This window comes from Bradyrhizobium sp. MI1.10 (assembly GCF_055811035.1).
Map to the genome: position 1 here is coordinate 150,574 of NZ_JBVVPN010000005.1, position 15,703 is coordinate 166,276.

The window sequence follows — 15,703 nt, forward strand, 5'->3', positions numbered from 1 at the left end:
AACCCCCACTATCTGGGCGCCCCGCGCACTTGTTTTAACACCCCCCCCGCTTTGGGGTGGGGGGCGGCTCCCCGCGAAGCGGCGAGACGGGTGAGGGGTTCTCTCCGCGCGTGACCTCATGCTTGTGAATTCGCGGAAGCAACCCCTCATCCGGCGCTTCGCGCCACCTTCTCCCACAAGGGGAGAAGGAAAAAGCGAATTACCAGCTCCAACTGATCTCGTGGCTCCAGGGCGGATCGGCGCCCGGACGGGTGCAGGTCAGCCCAGCGCAATTGGCGGCAAAGGACAGCGCGCGGCCCAGCTCGTCCGCGCCGATATCCTTTAGTTGTTGTCGGGCGAGACGTCCTTGCTTGTGCAGGGCGAACAACAACGCCGCCTGAAAACTGTCACCCGCGCCGATGGTGTCGGCGACCACGACCTTGGGGGCGGCGACCTCGATCTGCCCTGCCCCCGCATGCCACGCGATCGCACCGTTGTCGCCACGGGTGATGACGACGAGGCCCGCGCCCCGTGCGAGCAGCGTGCTCGCACGCTGGTGATATAGCTCGTCGGCGAACAGATAGGTAAAATCGACGTCCGACATCTTGATGAGATCGGCGCTGGCCGCAAACTCGGCCATGCGCGCGAGATAAGCCGGTTTGTCCTTCACGAGGTTGGGCCGGCAATTCGGATCAAAGGAGATTGTCGAGGACGCTCGTGCGTCCGCGATCAGGGTCCTGGTCTCGGTCGCGCCCCGGTCGTTGACCAGTGTGGTCGAGCCGACATGGAGGGCTTCAACAGTATCGAACGGAATGGAGCCGCGCCGGTAGGTCCAGTTCCGCGTCGCGGTCTCGGCGTCGTAGAAGGCGTAATGCGACTCGCCGGCGACGATGCGAACGAAGGCGAGCGTGGTCTGGTGTTCGCTGCGGGTGGCGAGCGCGAGCTCGACATTGGATGCAGCGGCGTGGTCGGCGATCATACGCCCGAACAGGTCGGTCGAGATGCCGCCGACAAAGCCGGCCGGCGCGCCCAGGCGCGCCATGCCGATCGCGACGTTGAGGCAGGAGCCGCCGACGGCGGGCATCACCGCTTCGCGCCCGTCAATGTTTGGCGTCGGGACGAAATCGATCAGCGCATCGCCGCATGAAATCAACATCCGTTTTCAAACTCCCACTCGCATCGCGGAGCGGCTGCGGCGATCGACCTCGCGCAGCAATCTGTAGACCTCGCGCTTGCGGACGTGAAAGGCGGCGATGTCGGGCGTGGTCGGCTCGCTCTTCCGTCCCAGCGCCGACATCTTTGCCATGGTCTCCCCGATCGAGGCATAGGCGCCGCCGGCGACGGCGCCAAGCATGGCGGCGCCGAGCAGCACCGGCTCCGTGGTCTGCGGCAGCGCCACGGTGAGGCCAGTCGTATCGGCCATGATCTGCCGCACCAGCGGACTGCGGCTGGCGCCGCCGCCCATGATCATGATGCTGGAATGGACGCCATGCGCGGCAAAGGCCTCGATCACCTCGGCAAGCCCATAGGCGAGCCCGCACAGACCGGCGACGAACAGCCGTTCCATCGAGGCGATGTCGGTGTCGAGATCGAGGCCCGCGATCACCGCGCGCGTATCAGGATCGGCGTAGGGCGAGCGGTTGCCGATGAACTCGGGAAGCACATGGACGTCGCGGGCCAGCAGCGCGGCGCGGCTGGCGCCGCCTGCGCGTGCGATGATGCGGCGCTCGAGAAACTCGATGAGGTCGAGGCCGTCGCTGCGCGCAGCCGCGCTCGCTTCGGCGTGGCCGGGATGCGATTTGAGAAGATGGTCGATCGCAGCGCCCGCAGCGGACTGCCCGCCCTCGTTAAGCCAGAAATTCGGCACCATGCCGGAGTAATAAGGACCCCACACGCCCGGCACGAAGCACGGCTCCTTGGTCGTCGCCATGATGCAGGCCGACGTTCCCATGATGTAGGCAAGGCGGTCGGAGACATCTGTGGCGCCGTCCGACCCGTCGCGGCCGCCGATTGCGCCGATGCCGCCGGCGTGGGCATCGATCAGGGACGCTCCGACCGGCGTGCTCGGTGACAAGCCAAGATCGGCAGCTGCCGTACCGGTTAGACCGGCGCCGAGCCGCGTGCCGGGCGCGACAATCTCGGTCCCGATGCGGGCGTATTTCTCGTTGACGAAGTCCGACAGGCCGATGCGCTTGAAGAATGGCGCGCTCCAGCCGCCGCCGTCATGGGCGAGATAGTTCCATTTGCAAGTGACCGTGCAGGTCGAGCGTTGCAACGAGCCAGTGGCGCGCCAGGTCAGGTAATCCGCCAGATCGAAGAAGTGCCCTGCGGTGTCGAAGCTCACGCGCATATGCCGCTTCAGCCACAGCAGTTTCGGCATCTCCATCTCGGGCGAGATCGAGCCGCCGACATAGCGCAGCACGGCATCACCGGTTTCGTTGATCAGTCGCGCCTCGGCCGTTGCGCGGTGATCCATCCAGACGATGACGTTTCGCTGCCTGTCGCCGGAGGCGCTGATGGTGAGCGGCTCGCCTTGCCGGTCGAGCACCACGAGGGAGCAGGTGGCATCGAAACCGATACCGCCGACGCTGTCGGGCGCGATTGTAGCTTCCGCCATCGCGGCCCGTACCGACGCCGTGCAAGCGTCCCAGATGTCCTGGGACGACTGCTCGACGACATCGCCGGCCTCATGCCAGATCCTGATCGGATGTTTGGCCGTCGCCAGCAAGGTGCCCGCCTCGTCGAACACCCCTGCCCGCGTGCTATTGGTCCCTACATCGACGCCGATATACGCTCGCGGCATTGTCGCTCCCGGAAGCTCTCGTCAATTTTGACGCAAGCCTACCAGCAAGTGTAGCCGCCATCCACCAGCACGATGCTGCCGGTCATCAGACTCGCGGCCTCCGAGGCAAGGAACAGCACGACCGAGGCGATCTCCTCGACCTGCCCCATCCGTGCCATCGGGGTTCCACCGATCCAGGCATCGTACATTCTCGGATTGCTCTTCACGAAGGCGTTGAGCGGCGTCTCGATATAGGTCGGCGCGACCGCATTGACGCGGATGCCGCGCGCCCCCCATTCGGCGGCGAGCGATTTCGTGAGATGGTGCACGCCGGCCTTCGACGCGTTGTAGAAGCACTGCTCCTGCGGCTTGTTAACGATGAATCCGGACATCGACCCGACATTGACGATGGCACCGCTCCTGGCGTTGAGCATGTGCTTGCCGAACTCGCGGCAGCACCAGAAGGTGCCATTGAGATTGACGTCGATGACGTTGAGCCAGTGCTCGTCGGTCACGGTCTCCGCCGGTGTCTCGCTGCGGGCGATGCCGGCATTGTTGACGAGGATGTCGACCTTGCCGTGGCGGGCAACGAGGTCGTTGGCCACTTCCGCCACGCGCTTGGTGTCGGTGACGTCCATAATCGCCGTCTCAGCGTCGTAGCCCTTCGCCTTCAGGCTGGCCTTCGCAGCGTCGGCGACCTTGCTGTCACGATCGCCGATGACGACCCTGGCGCCGGCTTCAGCCAGCGCTTCGGCGCAGGCGAGCCCAATGCCCTGCCCGCCGCCGGTGATGAACGCAGTCTTGCCGTTCAGCTTGAATTTTTCCAGGTACATTTTGGTCTTTCCGGTTTTCTTGCCGTTTCTTGTCAGCTTCGGATGGCGTTACCGCTCGCGTCGAAGCGATGGATGCGCGCGGGCTCCGGCACCAGCGATACATGGTCGCCGGCGTGCAGGCTCAATTCACCGATGTAGCGCGCCGTCAGCATGCCGAGCTGACCGGCATCGACATAAAGGAAGGTGTCGCTGCCGAGATGCTCGGCCACCGCGATCGTTCCCTGCCAGCCGCCGGCACCGTCGCGCTCGATCTTGAGATGCTCCGGCCGTACGCCGATCGTTGCCGCGCCCTTCTGCAAGGCGTGCTCGCCGGTGACGAAGTTCATCTTGGGCGAACCGATGAAGCCGGCGACGAAGAGGTTGGCCGGCTTCTCGTAGAGATCCAGCGGCGAGCCGTATTGCTCGATCTTGCCGCCGTTGAGCACGACGATCTTGTCGGCCATGGTCATGGCCTCGACCTGGTCGTGGGTGACATAGATCGCGGTGGTGCCGAGCTGCTTCTGGAGCCGCGTCACCTCGATCCGCATCTGCACGCGCAGCGCCGCGTCGAGATTGGAGAGCGGCTCGTCGAACAAAAACGCCTTGGGCTCGCGGACGATGGCACGCCCGATCGCGACGCGCTGGCGCTGGCCGCCGGAGAGCTCGCGCGGCTTGCGATCGAGATAAGGCGTGAGATTCAGTGTTGCGGCGGCGGCCTCGACTTTGCGGTTGATCTCGTCCTTGGCCAGCCCCGCCATCTTCAGGCCGAAGCCGATATTGCCGCGCACGCTCATATGCGGATAGAGCGCATAGGACTGGAACACCATCGAGAGCCCGCGCTTGGCCGGCGGCGTGTCGACCACGTTCTTGCCGTCGATCAGGATCTTGCCGCCGGAGACGTCCTCGAGCCCCGCGATCAGCCGCAAGAGCGTGGTCTTGCCGCAGCCCGATGGCCCCACGAACACCACGAACGACCCATCGGCGATCTCGAGGTCCGCCCCCTTGATGATGTGCACGGGGCCAAAGGATTTCTGCACATCCTGAAGTGTGATCTGACCCATGATCCGGCAGCCCTTCCTACTTTACCGCGCCAAAGGTGAGCCCGCGCACGAGCTGCTTCTGGCTGAACCAACCGAGGACGAGAATAGGCGCGATCGCCAACGTGGAAGCCGCCGACAGCTTTGCCCAAAATAGCCCTTCCGGGCTCGAATAGGACGCGATGAACGTGGTGAGCGGCGCAGCGTTCGAGGTCGACAGATTGAGCGTCCAGAACGCCTCGTTCCAGGCCAGGATCAGGTTCAGCAGCATGGTCGATGCGAGCCCCGGGATCGCCATCGGCGTCAGTACGTAAATCAGTTCCCGACCGATGGTAGCGCCGTCCATGCGCGCGGCTTCGAGGATGTCGCGCGGGATCTCCTTGAAATAGGTGAAGAGCATCCAGATCACGATCGGCAAATTGCCGAGGCACAGGATGAAGACGAGGCCGATGCGGGAATCGAGCAGGCCGAAGGACTTGTAGATCAGATAGATCGGCACCAGCACGCCGACCGGCGGCATCATCTTGGTTGAGAGCATCCAGAGCAGGATGTCCTTGGTGCGCTTGGTCGGCGAGAACGCCATCGACCAGGCGGCGGGGATCGCGATCAGCAGCGCGATCAAGGTCGAGCCGCCGGCGATGATGATCGAGTTCATCGCGTGGAGCAAATAGTCGCTGCGCTCCTGCACGGTCGCGTAGTTCTCCGTGGTCCAGTGGAAGAACAGGAAGGACGGCGGGATCGCGAAAGCCTCGAGCTCGGTCTTGAAGCTCGCCAGCACCATCCACAGGATCGGGAAGAAGATCAGGAAGCCGAAGAACCACGCCCCGATGGTCGAGACCACCACCCGCTGCCTCGTCGCCATCCGCGCCATGTCTCATGCCTCCAGGTTGCGACCGACGATACGGACGAGGAAAAAAGCAACGATGTTGGCGATCACGACAGCGACGAGGCCGCCCGCCGAAGCGGTGCCGACATCGTACTGGATCAGTGCCTGCGAATAGATCAGGAAGGCGATGTTGGTGGTCGACAGTCCCGGGCCGCCGCCCGTGGTGACGTAGATCTCGGCAAAGACGGTGAGCAGGAAGATCGTCTCGATCAGGATCACCACCGTGATGGGGCGCGCGAGGTGCGGCAGCGTGATGTAGATGAAGGTCGAGACCGCGCTGGCGCCGTCCATTTCGGCGGCTTCCTTCTGCTCCTCGTCGAGGGACTGCATCGCGGTGAGCAAAATCAGCGTCGCGAACGGCAGCCATTGCCATGACACGATCAGGATCACGGCGAGCAGCGGCGCGTCGGTGAACCAGTCGATCGGCGTCAAGCCGAACAGCGAGGCGATCCAGGCAAACAGCCCGGACACCGGATGCATCAGCAGGTTCTTCCAGACCAGCGCGCTCACCGTCGGCATCACGAAGAACGGCGCGATCACCATCAGCCGCACGATGTTGAGGCCGATCACGGGCTGGTCGAGCAACAGCGCCAGCGGAATTCCGAGCAGGACGGTCAGCGCCAGCACCGAGCCGACCAGCACCAGCGTGTTCTGGAGCGAGGCGAGGAAGGCGGGATCGGTGAGGAAGTAGCGGAAATTTTCCAGCCCGACGAACGATTCTGAGCCGGGATCGAGCAGACTGTAGTGCAGCGTCGAGAAATAGATCGTCAACGCGAGCGGGACGATCATCCAGATGAACAGCAGCCCGACCGCCGGCGTCAGGAGCGTCCGTGCGAGAAGCTGCGTCTGCCGGGTTGCCATTGTTGGCCTCTCCGCTTGCGGGAAGAAGGCGGCCATCCATCCTTAGCGGTGGATGGCCGCAAGTCTGAGCTCAGGAGGGAGAGATCGAGCTCACTTGATGTAACCCGCGCGCTTCATCTCGCGCTCGGTTGAAGATTGCGCCGCGGTGAGCGCGGCATCGACCGTCATCGATCCCGCAAGCGCGGCCGAGAATTGCTGGCCCACCTGCGTGCCGATGCCCTGGAATTCGGGGATCGCCGCATATTGCACGCCGACGTAGGGCACCGGCTTCACCGTCGGCTTGTTCGGATCGGCGGCGTCGATCGAGGCGAGCGTCAGCTTCGCGAACGGGGCGACCTTCAGATATTCAGGGTTTTGGTAGAGCGAGGTTCGGGTGCCCGGCGGCACGTTGGCCCAACCCTCTTTCGCGGCGACGACCTTGGTGTAGTCCTTGCTGGTGGCCCAGGCGATGAACTTCTCGGCGGCTTCCGCTTTCTTCGAGCCGGCGGGGATTGCGAGACTCCAGGCCCACAGCCAGTTGGCGTTCTTGCCCAGGCCCGTGTTGGGCGCCAACGCGAAGCCGACCTTGTCGGCGACCTTGGAGTCCTTCGGGTTGGTGACGAAGGATGCCGCGACCGTCGCGTCGATCCACATCGCGCACTTGCCGGCGTTGAACAGCGCGAGGTTCTCGTTGAAGCCGTTGGAGCTCGCACCGGGAGGGCCGGCCTGCTTCATCAGGTCGACATAGGTCGTGAGCGTCGCCTTCCATTCCGGGGTGTTGAACTGCGGCTGCCACTTCTCGTCGAACCAGCGCGCGCCGTAGGAATTGGCCATGGCGGAGAGGAACGCCATGTTCTCGCCCCAGCCGGCCTTGCCGCGCAGGCAGATGCCGTAGACGCCGGCGCTCTTGTCGGTGAGCTTCTTGGCAGCGTCGATGACGAAATCCCAGGTCGGATTTTCAGGCATCTTGAGGCCGGCCTTGTCGAACAGGTCGGTGCGGTACATCACCATCGAGCTCTCGCCGTAGAACGGCGCGGCGTAGAGCTTGCCGTCGACCGAGACGGCATCCTTGATCTTGGGCAGGAGGTCGGCGACATCGTAGTCGGCGCCGAGATTGGCGAGCGGCACCAGCCAGCCCTTCTTGGCCCAGATCGGCACCTCGTAGGTGCCGATGGTGAGAACGTCGAACTGGCCGCCCTTGGTGGCGATGTCGGTGGTGACGCGCTGGCGCAGCACGTTCTCTTCCAGCGTCACCCATTTGACCGATATATCGGGGTTCTTCTTGGTGAATTCACCCGTCAGCCCCTGCATGCGGATCATGTCGCCGTTATTCACGGTGGCGATCGTCAGGGTGGTTTCGGCCATCGCGGGGACGGCCAACAACAGGCAAGACGCGCCACAGACGGCGCCGAGGACGTGTTTCACGGTGACCTCCCTAAGCTCGCGCTTTTGAGCATATGCCCACGCGTTGGGCGTATGTTCGACTGAGGGCGCGCCGTTGTCAAGCAGGCACAAAGATGTTCGCGCAACTTATGAGTGCTGCGATGCGGGAGTGATGAGAGTTGCCGCCTCGCACTCAGCTGTCATGCCCCGCGAAAGCGGGGCATCCAGTACTCCGTGCCGCCTGTTGATTTGCCCTAAGCGAGGCCGCGGCGTACTGGATCATCCGCCTTCGCGGATGATGACAGCAGTGCGAGAGGCGCTATCGCCGCCCTACCGCTCCAGAATCGCCCTTGCGGTCGCCTCGTCCGTGATCAGGCCATTGATCAGCCGCCCATTCAGCGCCGCCGCGATCGCCGGCACCTTGGCGGCGCCGACGGCGGCGCCGATCGTGGTGGTCTTCGCCGGGACCTCCGGCGGGATGCTGGTCAGGCGCTTGTTGGTTCCGGCCTTCAGCAGCCGACCCTTGGAATCATAGGCCCAGCCGGTGATCTCGCCGATCGCCCCCTGCCGCATCATCTCGAACAATTCGTCGCGGGTCACGAAGCCGTCGACATGGACCTGCGCCTTCTGGTCCATCTGGCCGATGCCGACGAGGCGCAAATCCGCCTTGGCCGCGACCGCCTTGACCTTCGCGATCGGCTCGATCCGGACCATCTTGTTGCGCTCATCCTCGGACGACATCAGGAACGGTAGCGGCATCGGATAGTGCCGCGCACCGGTGCGGTCGGCGAGCCGGCCGACGGTGTCGTAGAAGCTCGCCGAACCGTCGGCGGAGATATTGCCGACCAGCGAGACGATCTGGTGGTTGGGCCGGTCGATCGGCGTGACGCGCTCGACCGCGGCGCGCACGGCGCGTCCCGTCCCGAGCGCGACGATGACGGGGGTTTCCGAACGCAGGGTGGAATCGAGCAGGTTGGCACAGCGTTCGGCAATGCCCGCCGTGGCCTGCGGCGCGGCGGAATCCGCCGGCACCACCTCGCAATGGGTAAGCTCGAAACGCTCCTTCAGACGCGCCGCCAATTCCATGCACGCGGCGATGGGATGTTCGAGCCGGAAGGTGATGAGCCGTTCCGCGAGACACAGCGACACCAGCCGCTGCGCCGACGCGCGCGACACCTGGAGCATCTTCGCGATCTCGTCCTGGGTGTGACCGGCAATGAAATAGAGCCAGCCGGCACGCGCGGCGTCATCGAGCCTGGACTTTTCGTTCTCGGCGGCCATGGCAGGCGTCAGGCGTCCTTCCAGAAATCGATCATGCGCGCGAACACCCGGTCGGCCCCCGCACCCGACAGTATAGCCTGCCCGTCGCATCCGCGATAATGGCTGCCGCCGGCAAATCCCCAGACCGTCATGCCGGCCGCCTTGCCCGCCTGCACGCCGCTCGCACTGTCCTCGATCACCAGCGTGCGCGCAGGTTGCGCGCCCATCTGCTCGGCCGCGTAGAGAAAGAGATCGGGCGCCGGCTTGCCGTGCCTGACCATCTGCGCCGTGTAGATCCGGTCGCCGAAATGCGCCCGCAGGCCGGTGACGTTAAGAGAGAGCGCGACACGGTCGATGTCGCTGGACGACGCCACGCAGAATGGTGCCCGCAATTCCGATATCACGGCGGCCACACCCGCGATCGGCTGGAGTGATCCGGCGAACGTGCTCAACACATGCGACTTCAAGCGCGGCAGAAAGCCGTCCGGCACGACCTGCCCGAGATCCCGATAATGCTGCTCGACCGCCTTGATGCTGCGTCCGAGAAAGAGCTCGAGCGCCTGCTCCTGGCTCAGCGCGATGCCGCATTCGGCCAGCACATCGGACAGGCACCGACAGCTCAGCAGCTCACTGTCGACCAGCACGCCGTCGCAGTCGAAGATGATCAGATCGGGTTTCGGCCGGCCCTGGTCCATCCCAGCATTCGATCATATACCCAATTGGTGGGCAATAGCTCACCCAAGGCCGGAACGCCGCACCCTTTTCTGGATCAGTGCGCCACCTGCCGGTAGATCGCCGGCAGCGCCGCGGGCAGTCGGCGGATATTACCGACGATGGCGTAGCCGCCGCGCCCGAACAGCATCGGGAAATAGGACTGCGCGGTTGCGTCCACCGTGACGCCGAAGGCGGCGATGCCGAGCCGGCGCGCCTCCTGCACCGATTTGCGGGTGTCCTCGACCGCGAAGCGGCCTTCGTAATGATCGACATCGTTCGGCTTGCCGTCGGTGAGGACGAGCAGCAGCTTCTTGCGCTGCGGCTGACGGGCGAGCTCGGCCGAGGCGTGGCGCACCGCCGCGCCAATCCGCGTGTAATAGCCGGGCTTCAGCGCGCCGATACGACGCTCCACTGCCGCGCTCATCGGCTCGCCGAAGGCTTTGACCGTTTCGAGCCGCACCCAGGACCGCCGGCGCGACGTGAAGGTCAGGATGCTGTGGTGGTCACCGCAGGCCGACAGGCCGTGCGCGAGCACGAGCAGCGCCTCCTTCTCGACGTCGAGCACGCGATGGCCCTCGACCCAGGCGTCCGTCGAGAGCGAGACGTCGACGAGCAGCGTGACGGCGAGATCGTGCCCCTGCGGGCGCATCGCGACATGGATGCGATCGAGACCGCCGCCGCTGCCGGCGCGAAGATCGCACCGCGCGCGCACGAGCGCGTCGAGGTCGAGATCGTGCCCGTCGGCCTGGGCGCGCATCAATTCGCGGCGCGGCCGCAAGATCTCGAAGCGCTGCCGTACCTGACGGATATGCCGGCGCATGGTCTCGTCGGGCGACCAGGTCTCTCCGGTCTCGGACGCGGCGTCCGCCAGCACGTGGCAGTGATCGGGCAGGTAGGAGCTGCTGCGGTAGTCCCATTCGGGATAGGTGAGATCTGCGTTCAATGGCGAGGCATCGAGAGCTTCCGGCGGCAGGTCGAGATCGAATTTGAGCCGGCTCGCCGGCTTGCCGCTGCGGCGGCTCAGCGTCATCTCCTCGAGATCGTCGGCGGCCTTCTGCGCGTCCTCGTCCTTGTTGTCATCGGCCGGACGGTCGACATTGACCATCTCGGCCATCGCGAGGATCTTTTCGAAGCGGTTGAGCACGAAGGGATCGCGGCGTTTGGCGTTGTCCTCGCGCTCGCGCACGGCAAAGCGCTTGCGATTGTCCTGGGTCGCGGCCCCCGCGCCCGGCGCGCACGCGTCGTCGCCCGCATGCACGGGCGAGAACTCGCGCGTCCAGCAATCGCCCCAGAGCGGACACGGCAGGACCGAGCGATAGCCCGGCGGCGCCTTGTCCGGCAGCGGACCTGTCCCCATCATCGCCGGCCACAGCCGGCCCGAAGGCACCTTTCCGGCCCCGAGCAAGGCGAGAGCGATCTGCTCGATCTCCTGCTCGAGACGCGGCAACGGACGTTGCGGCCGGGCTTCGGCAGTTGCGGCCGCGAGCCGCGCGTAATCGGCGGCGAGCCCGGGAAACTGCGTGAGCACGAAGACCGCCGTCTCGCTCGCCCGGCGCAGGACCAGAATGTCCCGCCGCAGCGGATCATGCCCCGTGATCGTCTCGATCGGCGCGACCGCGAACCACGCCGCAAGCCAGCGATAGAGGCATGCGTTGAGGTCGCGGTCGGCAAATATCGCAATGCGGTCGGGGAGGAAGATGGTCGTGGCGTCGCGGCCCGGCTGTTCGAGACGTTCGTCTCCAAGGCCGATGCGTTGCCGCCAGCCGAGCCGATGGCCCGCCCTGCGTGCGCCTGCGCTCGCGATCTGAACACCCGTCTCGCCGCCAAGCGCACGGAACATCACCGCGAGCCGGCCTCTCACCTCCGCAAGCGCGACCGCGTGATCATCGTGAACCGGATAGCTCGCGGTGCCGCCGACCATCCGGTGCCAGGCGCGGCCGACCGTCTCCTCCAGTTCGAGGAAGTCGAGCATGGGACCGGCCTCACGCAATCACGGCGCGCGCGACATCCAGCAGCGCCGCCTTGACCTCGGAATCGTCGGTCAGCGGCTCGATCATGCCGGCGAGCACGGCATCGGCGATCGAGACTCCCGCCGCGATCAAGGTCGCGCAATACACCACGAGCCGGGTCGAGACGCCCTCCTCCAGATCATGCCCCTTCAGCGCCCGCAGCCGTCCGGCAAGCGCGACCAGCGGCCGTACGCGATCCGGCGGCAGCCCGCTCTCGGCCGACACCACCGCAATCTCCTGCTCGGTCGGCAGGAAGCCGAACTCGATGGCGACGAAGCGCTGCCGCGTCGACGGCTTCAACGCCTTGAGCAGGGTCTGGTAACCGGGATTGTAGGAGACGACGAGCATGAAGCTCGCGGGAGCAACGAGCTCCTCGCCGGTTCGCTCCAGCGGCAGGATACGGCGGTCGTCGGTGAGCGGATGCAGCACGACGGTGACGTCCTTGCGGGCTTCCACCACCTCGTCGAGATAGCAGATGCCGCCCTCGCGGACCGCGCGCGTCAACGGACCGTCGGTCCACACTGTGTCGCCGCCTCTCAGCAGATAGCGGCCGGTGAGATCGGCGGCGGTGAGATCGTCGTGGCAGGCGACGGTGTGGAGCGGCAAGCCCAGCCGCGCGGCCATATGCGCGACGAAACGCGTCTTACCGCAACCGGTCGGCCCCTTCAGCATAACCGGAAGCCGGTGCCGCCACGCATGCTCGAACAGCGCACATTCGTTGCCGCCTGCAACATAGGCCGGTAGCGCGGGTGCAGGCGCGGCCAAGGTGTGAAGGGCTGCTTTCATGATCTCTCTCCGAAAATGTCTGAAGCGGCGGCGGCGACGAAACGCGGCCGCCGTCACGCTTACTCGGCCGGCTGCAGCACGGCGGGAATGGTCGCCTGCTTTTCGCGGCCGGGCACCAGCACCGCCCAGACGAACATCAGCGCGGAGATCGCGACGAACCCACCGGAGCCGAGCCGTACCCAGTAGAAGAATGCGAGCTGGTCCTGTACGTCCATGTAGCCCTGGCCGAGCACGCGCTGGAGATGGACCTGGACCACGCCGGCAAAGGTCAGCGCGAACGTCATGGTCATCATGGCCGTGCACATGATCCAGAAGCTCGTCATGCTGAGCCACTGGTTATAGGGCGCGCGACCCTTGATCTGCGGGATAGCGTAAGCCATCACGGCAAGGTTGAGCATCACATAGGCGCCGAAGAAGGCGAGATGGCCGTGCGCAGCGGTGACCTGGGTGCCATGGGTGTAGTAGTTCACCGAGGACAGCGTGTGCAGGAAACCCCAGACGCCGGCTCCCAGGAACGCCACCACCGAACAGCCGACCGACCACAGCAGCGCGGCGCGGTTCGGATGCTTGCGGCCGGCCTTCCAGGTCATCTGCACCGTGAAGATCACCATCGTGAAGAACGGCGCAACCTCGAGCGTCGAGAACAGCGAGCCGATCCACTGCCAGTAGCCGGGCGCGCCGATCCAGTAGAAATGGTGGCCGGTGCCGAGAATCCCCGAGAACAGCGCGAGGCCGATGATGACGTAGAGCCACTTCTCGACCACCTCGCGATCGATGCCATTGAGCTTGATCATGAGATAGGCGAGCACGGAGGCCATGATCAGCTCCCAGACGCCCTCGACCCAGAGATGGACGACGTACCACCAGTACATCTTGTCGACGGCGAGGTTCGCCGGATTGTAGAAGGCGAACAGGAAGAAGATCGCAACGCCCCACAGGCCGAACAGCAGGATGTTGGTGACCGTGGTCTTGCGTCCCTTGAGCGCGGTCATGGTCACATTGAACAGGAACATCAGGCAGACGACGACGATACCGACCTTGATGATGAAGGGCTGCTCGAGGAACTCGCGGCCTTCATGGTAGTGGAAGAGATAGCCGACCACCGCCACGCCCGCTGCACCGAAGAACATCCAGAACTGGATCTTTGCGAGTAGCGGGCTGTACAGCTCGGTCTCGGTTTCCTCAGGCAGCAGGAAGTAGGTCGCGCCCATGAAGCCGATCAACGACCAGACGATCAGCGCGTTGGTGTGGATCATCCTGACGATGTTGAACGGCAGCAACACCGATAGCGTGTTGGGCAGGACGTAGATGGTCCCGGCGAGGAGGCCGAACAGGACCTGGGCCAGGAACAGGGTCAGCGCGCCGTAGAAATACAGCATCGCGACTTTCTGGGTCTGATATTTCATCTCGGATTCTCTCTGTCTTGAAAGAGGAAAGCGGCGGGCTCAACCGGCCTTGTTCGGCGGCCAATCCTGGCGCTTGATCGTGCTCACCCATTGCAGGAAATCGGCGAGATCGTTGAGCTCCTGGTCGGTGAGGTTGAATTGCGGCATCTGCCGCCGGCCCTCCGCGCCCGAAGGCTGCGACTGCATCCAGGCCTTCAACGTCTCTCGCGCGCCGGCCGGATCCTCCTTGCCGCCCCATCGATCCCAGACGTTGCCGACTTCGGGCGCGAAATAGGCGCCTTCGCCGAGCAACGTGTGGCAATTGATGCAGGAGTTCCTCTCCCAGACATGCTTGCCGCGGGCGACCGACGACGTCAGCGTCGCCGCGTCCGTCGATGTCGTGGCCATGTAGTAGTGGCTGTGCGCCGTCAGCCCGATGAAGATGGCGAAGAAAAAGGCCGAGCCGCCGTAGAAGACGTTTCGAGCGGCCGACTTGGTCAGGCGTTCAGCCATTGCCAATCCTTTCAATTGAGTCCCGCCGAGAAAATCGGTGATGCGATTTATTGCTGATCGGATCGGCCCGTTCTTTGTCAAGGCGCAAGGAACGAGTCAGATCAGGGCGACGACGGCGGATGTGAGCCAGGCAAACAGCACCACCATGAGGATCCAGGCGCTGACGAGGCCGCGCCAGAGCGCAGGCGCCGCGCGAAGATCGAGGAAATCGAGCGCAATCCGGCGGCCCTTGACGGCAGCCAAGGTCAGCAGCAGGGCGTTGCCGAGCAGCGGCCGCGGCACCAGCGGTGCCACCAGGATGGTCGTGAGCGCGAGGCCAATCAGCGCGATCCAGGTGATCTCCAGGCGATCCGGCATCGTCACCGCACCAGATAAATAATCGGGAACATCACGATCCAGACCAGATCGACCATGTGCCAGAAGGCCGTTCCCGTCTCGACGCCGAACGCTTCAGCGCGGCGGCAGACCAATGCGAGGATGATGATGCCGAGGCAGACGTGCAGAAGATGGAAGCCGGTCAGGAGGAAGTAGAGTGTGAAGAACGGACTGGTCTCGAGTCCAATGCCGCGTCCGATCTCTTCGGCATATTCGCCGAGCTTGATCGCCACGAACAGGCCGCCAAGCCCCATGGCTGTGAGGAGCCAATATCGTGTCGCCCGCCTCTCGCTGGCCCGCGCGGCCTTCGTAGCCCGGGCTGCGGCCCAACCGCTCGTCACCAGCACGACAGTGTTCAGTCCAGCGAGACCCGGATCAAGTGCCGCCTGCCCCGCGGCGAACACGGTGGGATGGATCGCGCGGGCGACCGTGAATGCACCGAGAAACAGACCGAAGGCGGCGAGCTCGCTGAAGATCAGCACCCAGATCATGGGATCGCCGGGAAGATCGTCCAGAATTCCCCAGCCGGCTCCCCGTGGTTCGCAATCGGCTGCCGACATCTGCTCTTCCGGATCAGGACACCAGCCAGACTTAGCTCAGCCGTGCCGATCCGAGTTTGTTGCCGGACAAACTTGGGGAATGCCGATCAATTTGTTTGCGCCGTCGCAACCTCCGGCCGGCCGGGTCGCGGTACCAAACGCCCCAGGGTTCCGTGGAGCTGCGAGCGATAACATGAGCGATGCACAAATCGGGCTGATGACCGCAACGCCCATCATCATCGTCTTCGCCATCGCGCTCCGGCGAATGGGCGTGCTATCGACCGTGGCCACCGTCTCGGCGGTGAGCCTCTCCGTCGCGATCGCCGGGGTGCTGATCACGACGCAGTAATGACTGCCGTAGCCCGCATGGAGCAGAGCGGAATGCGGGTCAGTAGCCCCGGAT

General features: G+C 64.7%; 16 protein-coding genes. 1 reads left to right on the forward strand and 15 read right to left on the reverse strand.

What is annotated here, in order from left to right; genetic code table 11:
- Positions 1-199: 199 nt before the first annotated feature.
- From AC0L3K_RS07695 to AC0L3K_RS07765, 15 genes are all read right to left on the reverse strand, one after another.
- Positions 200-1,135 carry a carbohydrate kinase family protein gene (locus AC0L3K_RS07695; RefSeq protein WP_354127517.1) on the reverse strand — a complete coding sequence of 312 codons (936 nt, stop codon included), beginning with the start codon at positions 1,133-1,135 and terminating at the stop codon, positions 200-202.
- 6 nt (positions 1,136-1,141) lie between these two features.
- A complete protein-coding gene (locus AC0L3K_RS07700) occupies positions 1,142-2,782 on the reverse strand; it encodes an FGGY-family carbohydrate kinase (protein ID WP_473365726.1) in 1,641 nt (546 codons plus the stop codon).
- Positions 2,783-2,820: 38 nt separating this feature from the next.
- Complete coding sequence (locus AC0L3K_RS07705) at positions 2,821-3,594, reverse strand: SDR family NAD(P)-dependent oxidoreductase (RefSeq protein WP_473365727.1); 774 nt, start codon at positions 3,592-3,594, stop codon at positions 2,821-2,823.
- A 32-nt stretch (positions 3,595-3,626) separates the two neighbouring features.
- A complete protein-coding gene (locus tag AC0L3K_RS07710; RefSeq protein WP_219680971.1) occupies positions 3,627-4,634 on the reverse strand; it encodes an ABC transporter ATP-binding protein in 1,008 nt (335 codons plus the stop codon).
- Between the two features lie 16 nt (positions 4,635-4,650).
- A complete protein-coding gene (locus tag AC0L3K_RS07715; protein ID WP_219680969.1) occupies positions 4,651-5,481 on the reverse strand; it encodes a carbohydrate ABC transporter permease in 831 nt (276 codons plus the stop codon).
- A gap of 3 nt (positions 5,482-5,484) precedes the next feature.
- Positions 5,485-6,357: a carbohydrate ABC transporter permease gene (locus AC0L3K_RS07720; protein WP_219680968.1), complete on the reverse strand. Its 873-nt coding sequence runs from the start codon at positions 6,355-6,357 to the stop codon at positions 5,485-5,487.
- 90 nt (positions 6,358-6,447) lie between these two features.
- The gene (locus tag AC0L3K_RS07725) at positions 6,448-7,761 is read right to left on the reverse strand and encodes an ABC transporter substrate-binding protein (RefSeq protein WP_219680967.1); all 1,314 of its coding nucleotides are present in this window, start codon (positions 7,759-7,761) and stop codon (positions 6,448-6,450) included.
- Between the two features lie 288 nt (positions 7,762-8,049).
- Positions 8,050-9,000, reverse strand: coding sequence for a sugar-binding transcriptional regulator (locus AC0L3K_RS07730; RefSeq protein ID WP_007593213.1), 951 nt, complete (start codon positions 8,998-9,000; stop codon positions 8,050-8,052).
- 8 nt (positions 9,001-9,008) lie between these two features.
- Positions 9,009-9,674 carry an HAD family hydrolase gene (locus AC0L3K_RS07735; RefSeq protein ID WP_473254640.1) on the reverse strand — a complete coding sequence of 222 codons (666 nt, stop codon included), beginning with the start codon at positions 9,672-9,674 and terminating at the stop codon, positions 9,009-9,011.
- A gap of 74 nt (positions 9,675-9,748) precedes the next feature.
- Complete coding sequence (locus AC0L3K_RS07740; protein ID WP_473365728.1) at positions 9,749-11,665, reverse strand: nitric oxide reductase activation protein NorD; 1,917 nt, start codon at positions 11,663-11,665, stop codon at positions 9,749-9,751.
- 10 nt (positions 11,666-11,675) lie between these two features.
- Positions 11,676-12,488 (reverse strand): AAA family ATPase, encoded by an 813-nt coding sequence (locus tag AC0L3K_RS07745; RefSeq protein WP_473365729.1) that lies wholly within the window; start codon positions 12,486-12,488, stop codon positions 11,676-11,678.
- 59 nt (positions 12,489-12,547) lie between these two features.
- A complete protein-coding gene (locus tag AC0L3K_RS07750) occupies positions 12,548-13,894 on the reverse strand; it encodes a cbb3-type cytochrome c oxidase subunit I (protein ID WP_473365730.1) in 1,347 nt (448 codons plus the stop codon).
- A gap of 39 nt (positions 13,895-13,933) precedes the next feature.
- Positions 13,934-14,386, reverse strand: coding sequence for a c-type cytochrome (locus AC0L3K_RS07755; protein ID WP_473365731.1), 453 nt, complete (start codon positions 14,384-14,386; stop codon positions 13,934-13,936).
- Positions 14,387-14,482: 96 nt separating this feature from the next.
- Positions 14,483-14,743 (reverse strand): cytochrome C oxidase subunit IV family protein, encoded by a 261-nt coding sequence (locus AC0L3K_RS07760; protein WP_473365732.1) that lies wholly within the window; start codon positions 14,741-14,743, stop codon positions 14,483-14,485.
- Positions 14,744-14,745: 2 nt separating this feature from the next.
- Positions 14,746-15,321, reverse strand: coding sequence for a cytochrome c oxidase subunit 3 family protein (locus AC0L3K_RS07765; RefSeq protein WP_473365733.1), 576 nt, complete (start codon positions 15,319-15,321; stop codon positions 14,746-14,748).
- Between the two features lie 172 nt (positions 15,322-15,493).
- Between AC0L3K_RS07765 and AC0L3K_RS07770 the strand changes: the two genes are divergently transcribed.
- Positions 15,494-15,649 (forward strand): hypothetical protein, encoded by a 156-nt coding sequence (locus tag AC0L3K_RS07770; protein WP_007593230.1) that lies wholly within the window; start codon positions 15,494-15,496, stop codon positions 15,647-15,649.
- The last annotated feature ends 54 nt before the right edge of the window (positions 15,650-15,703 follow it).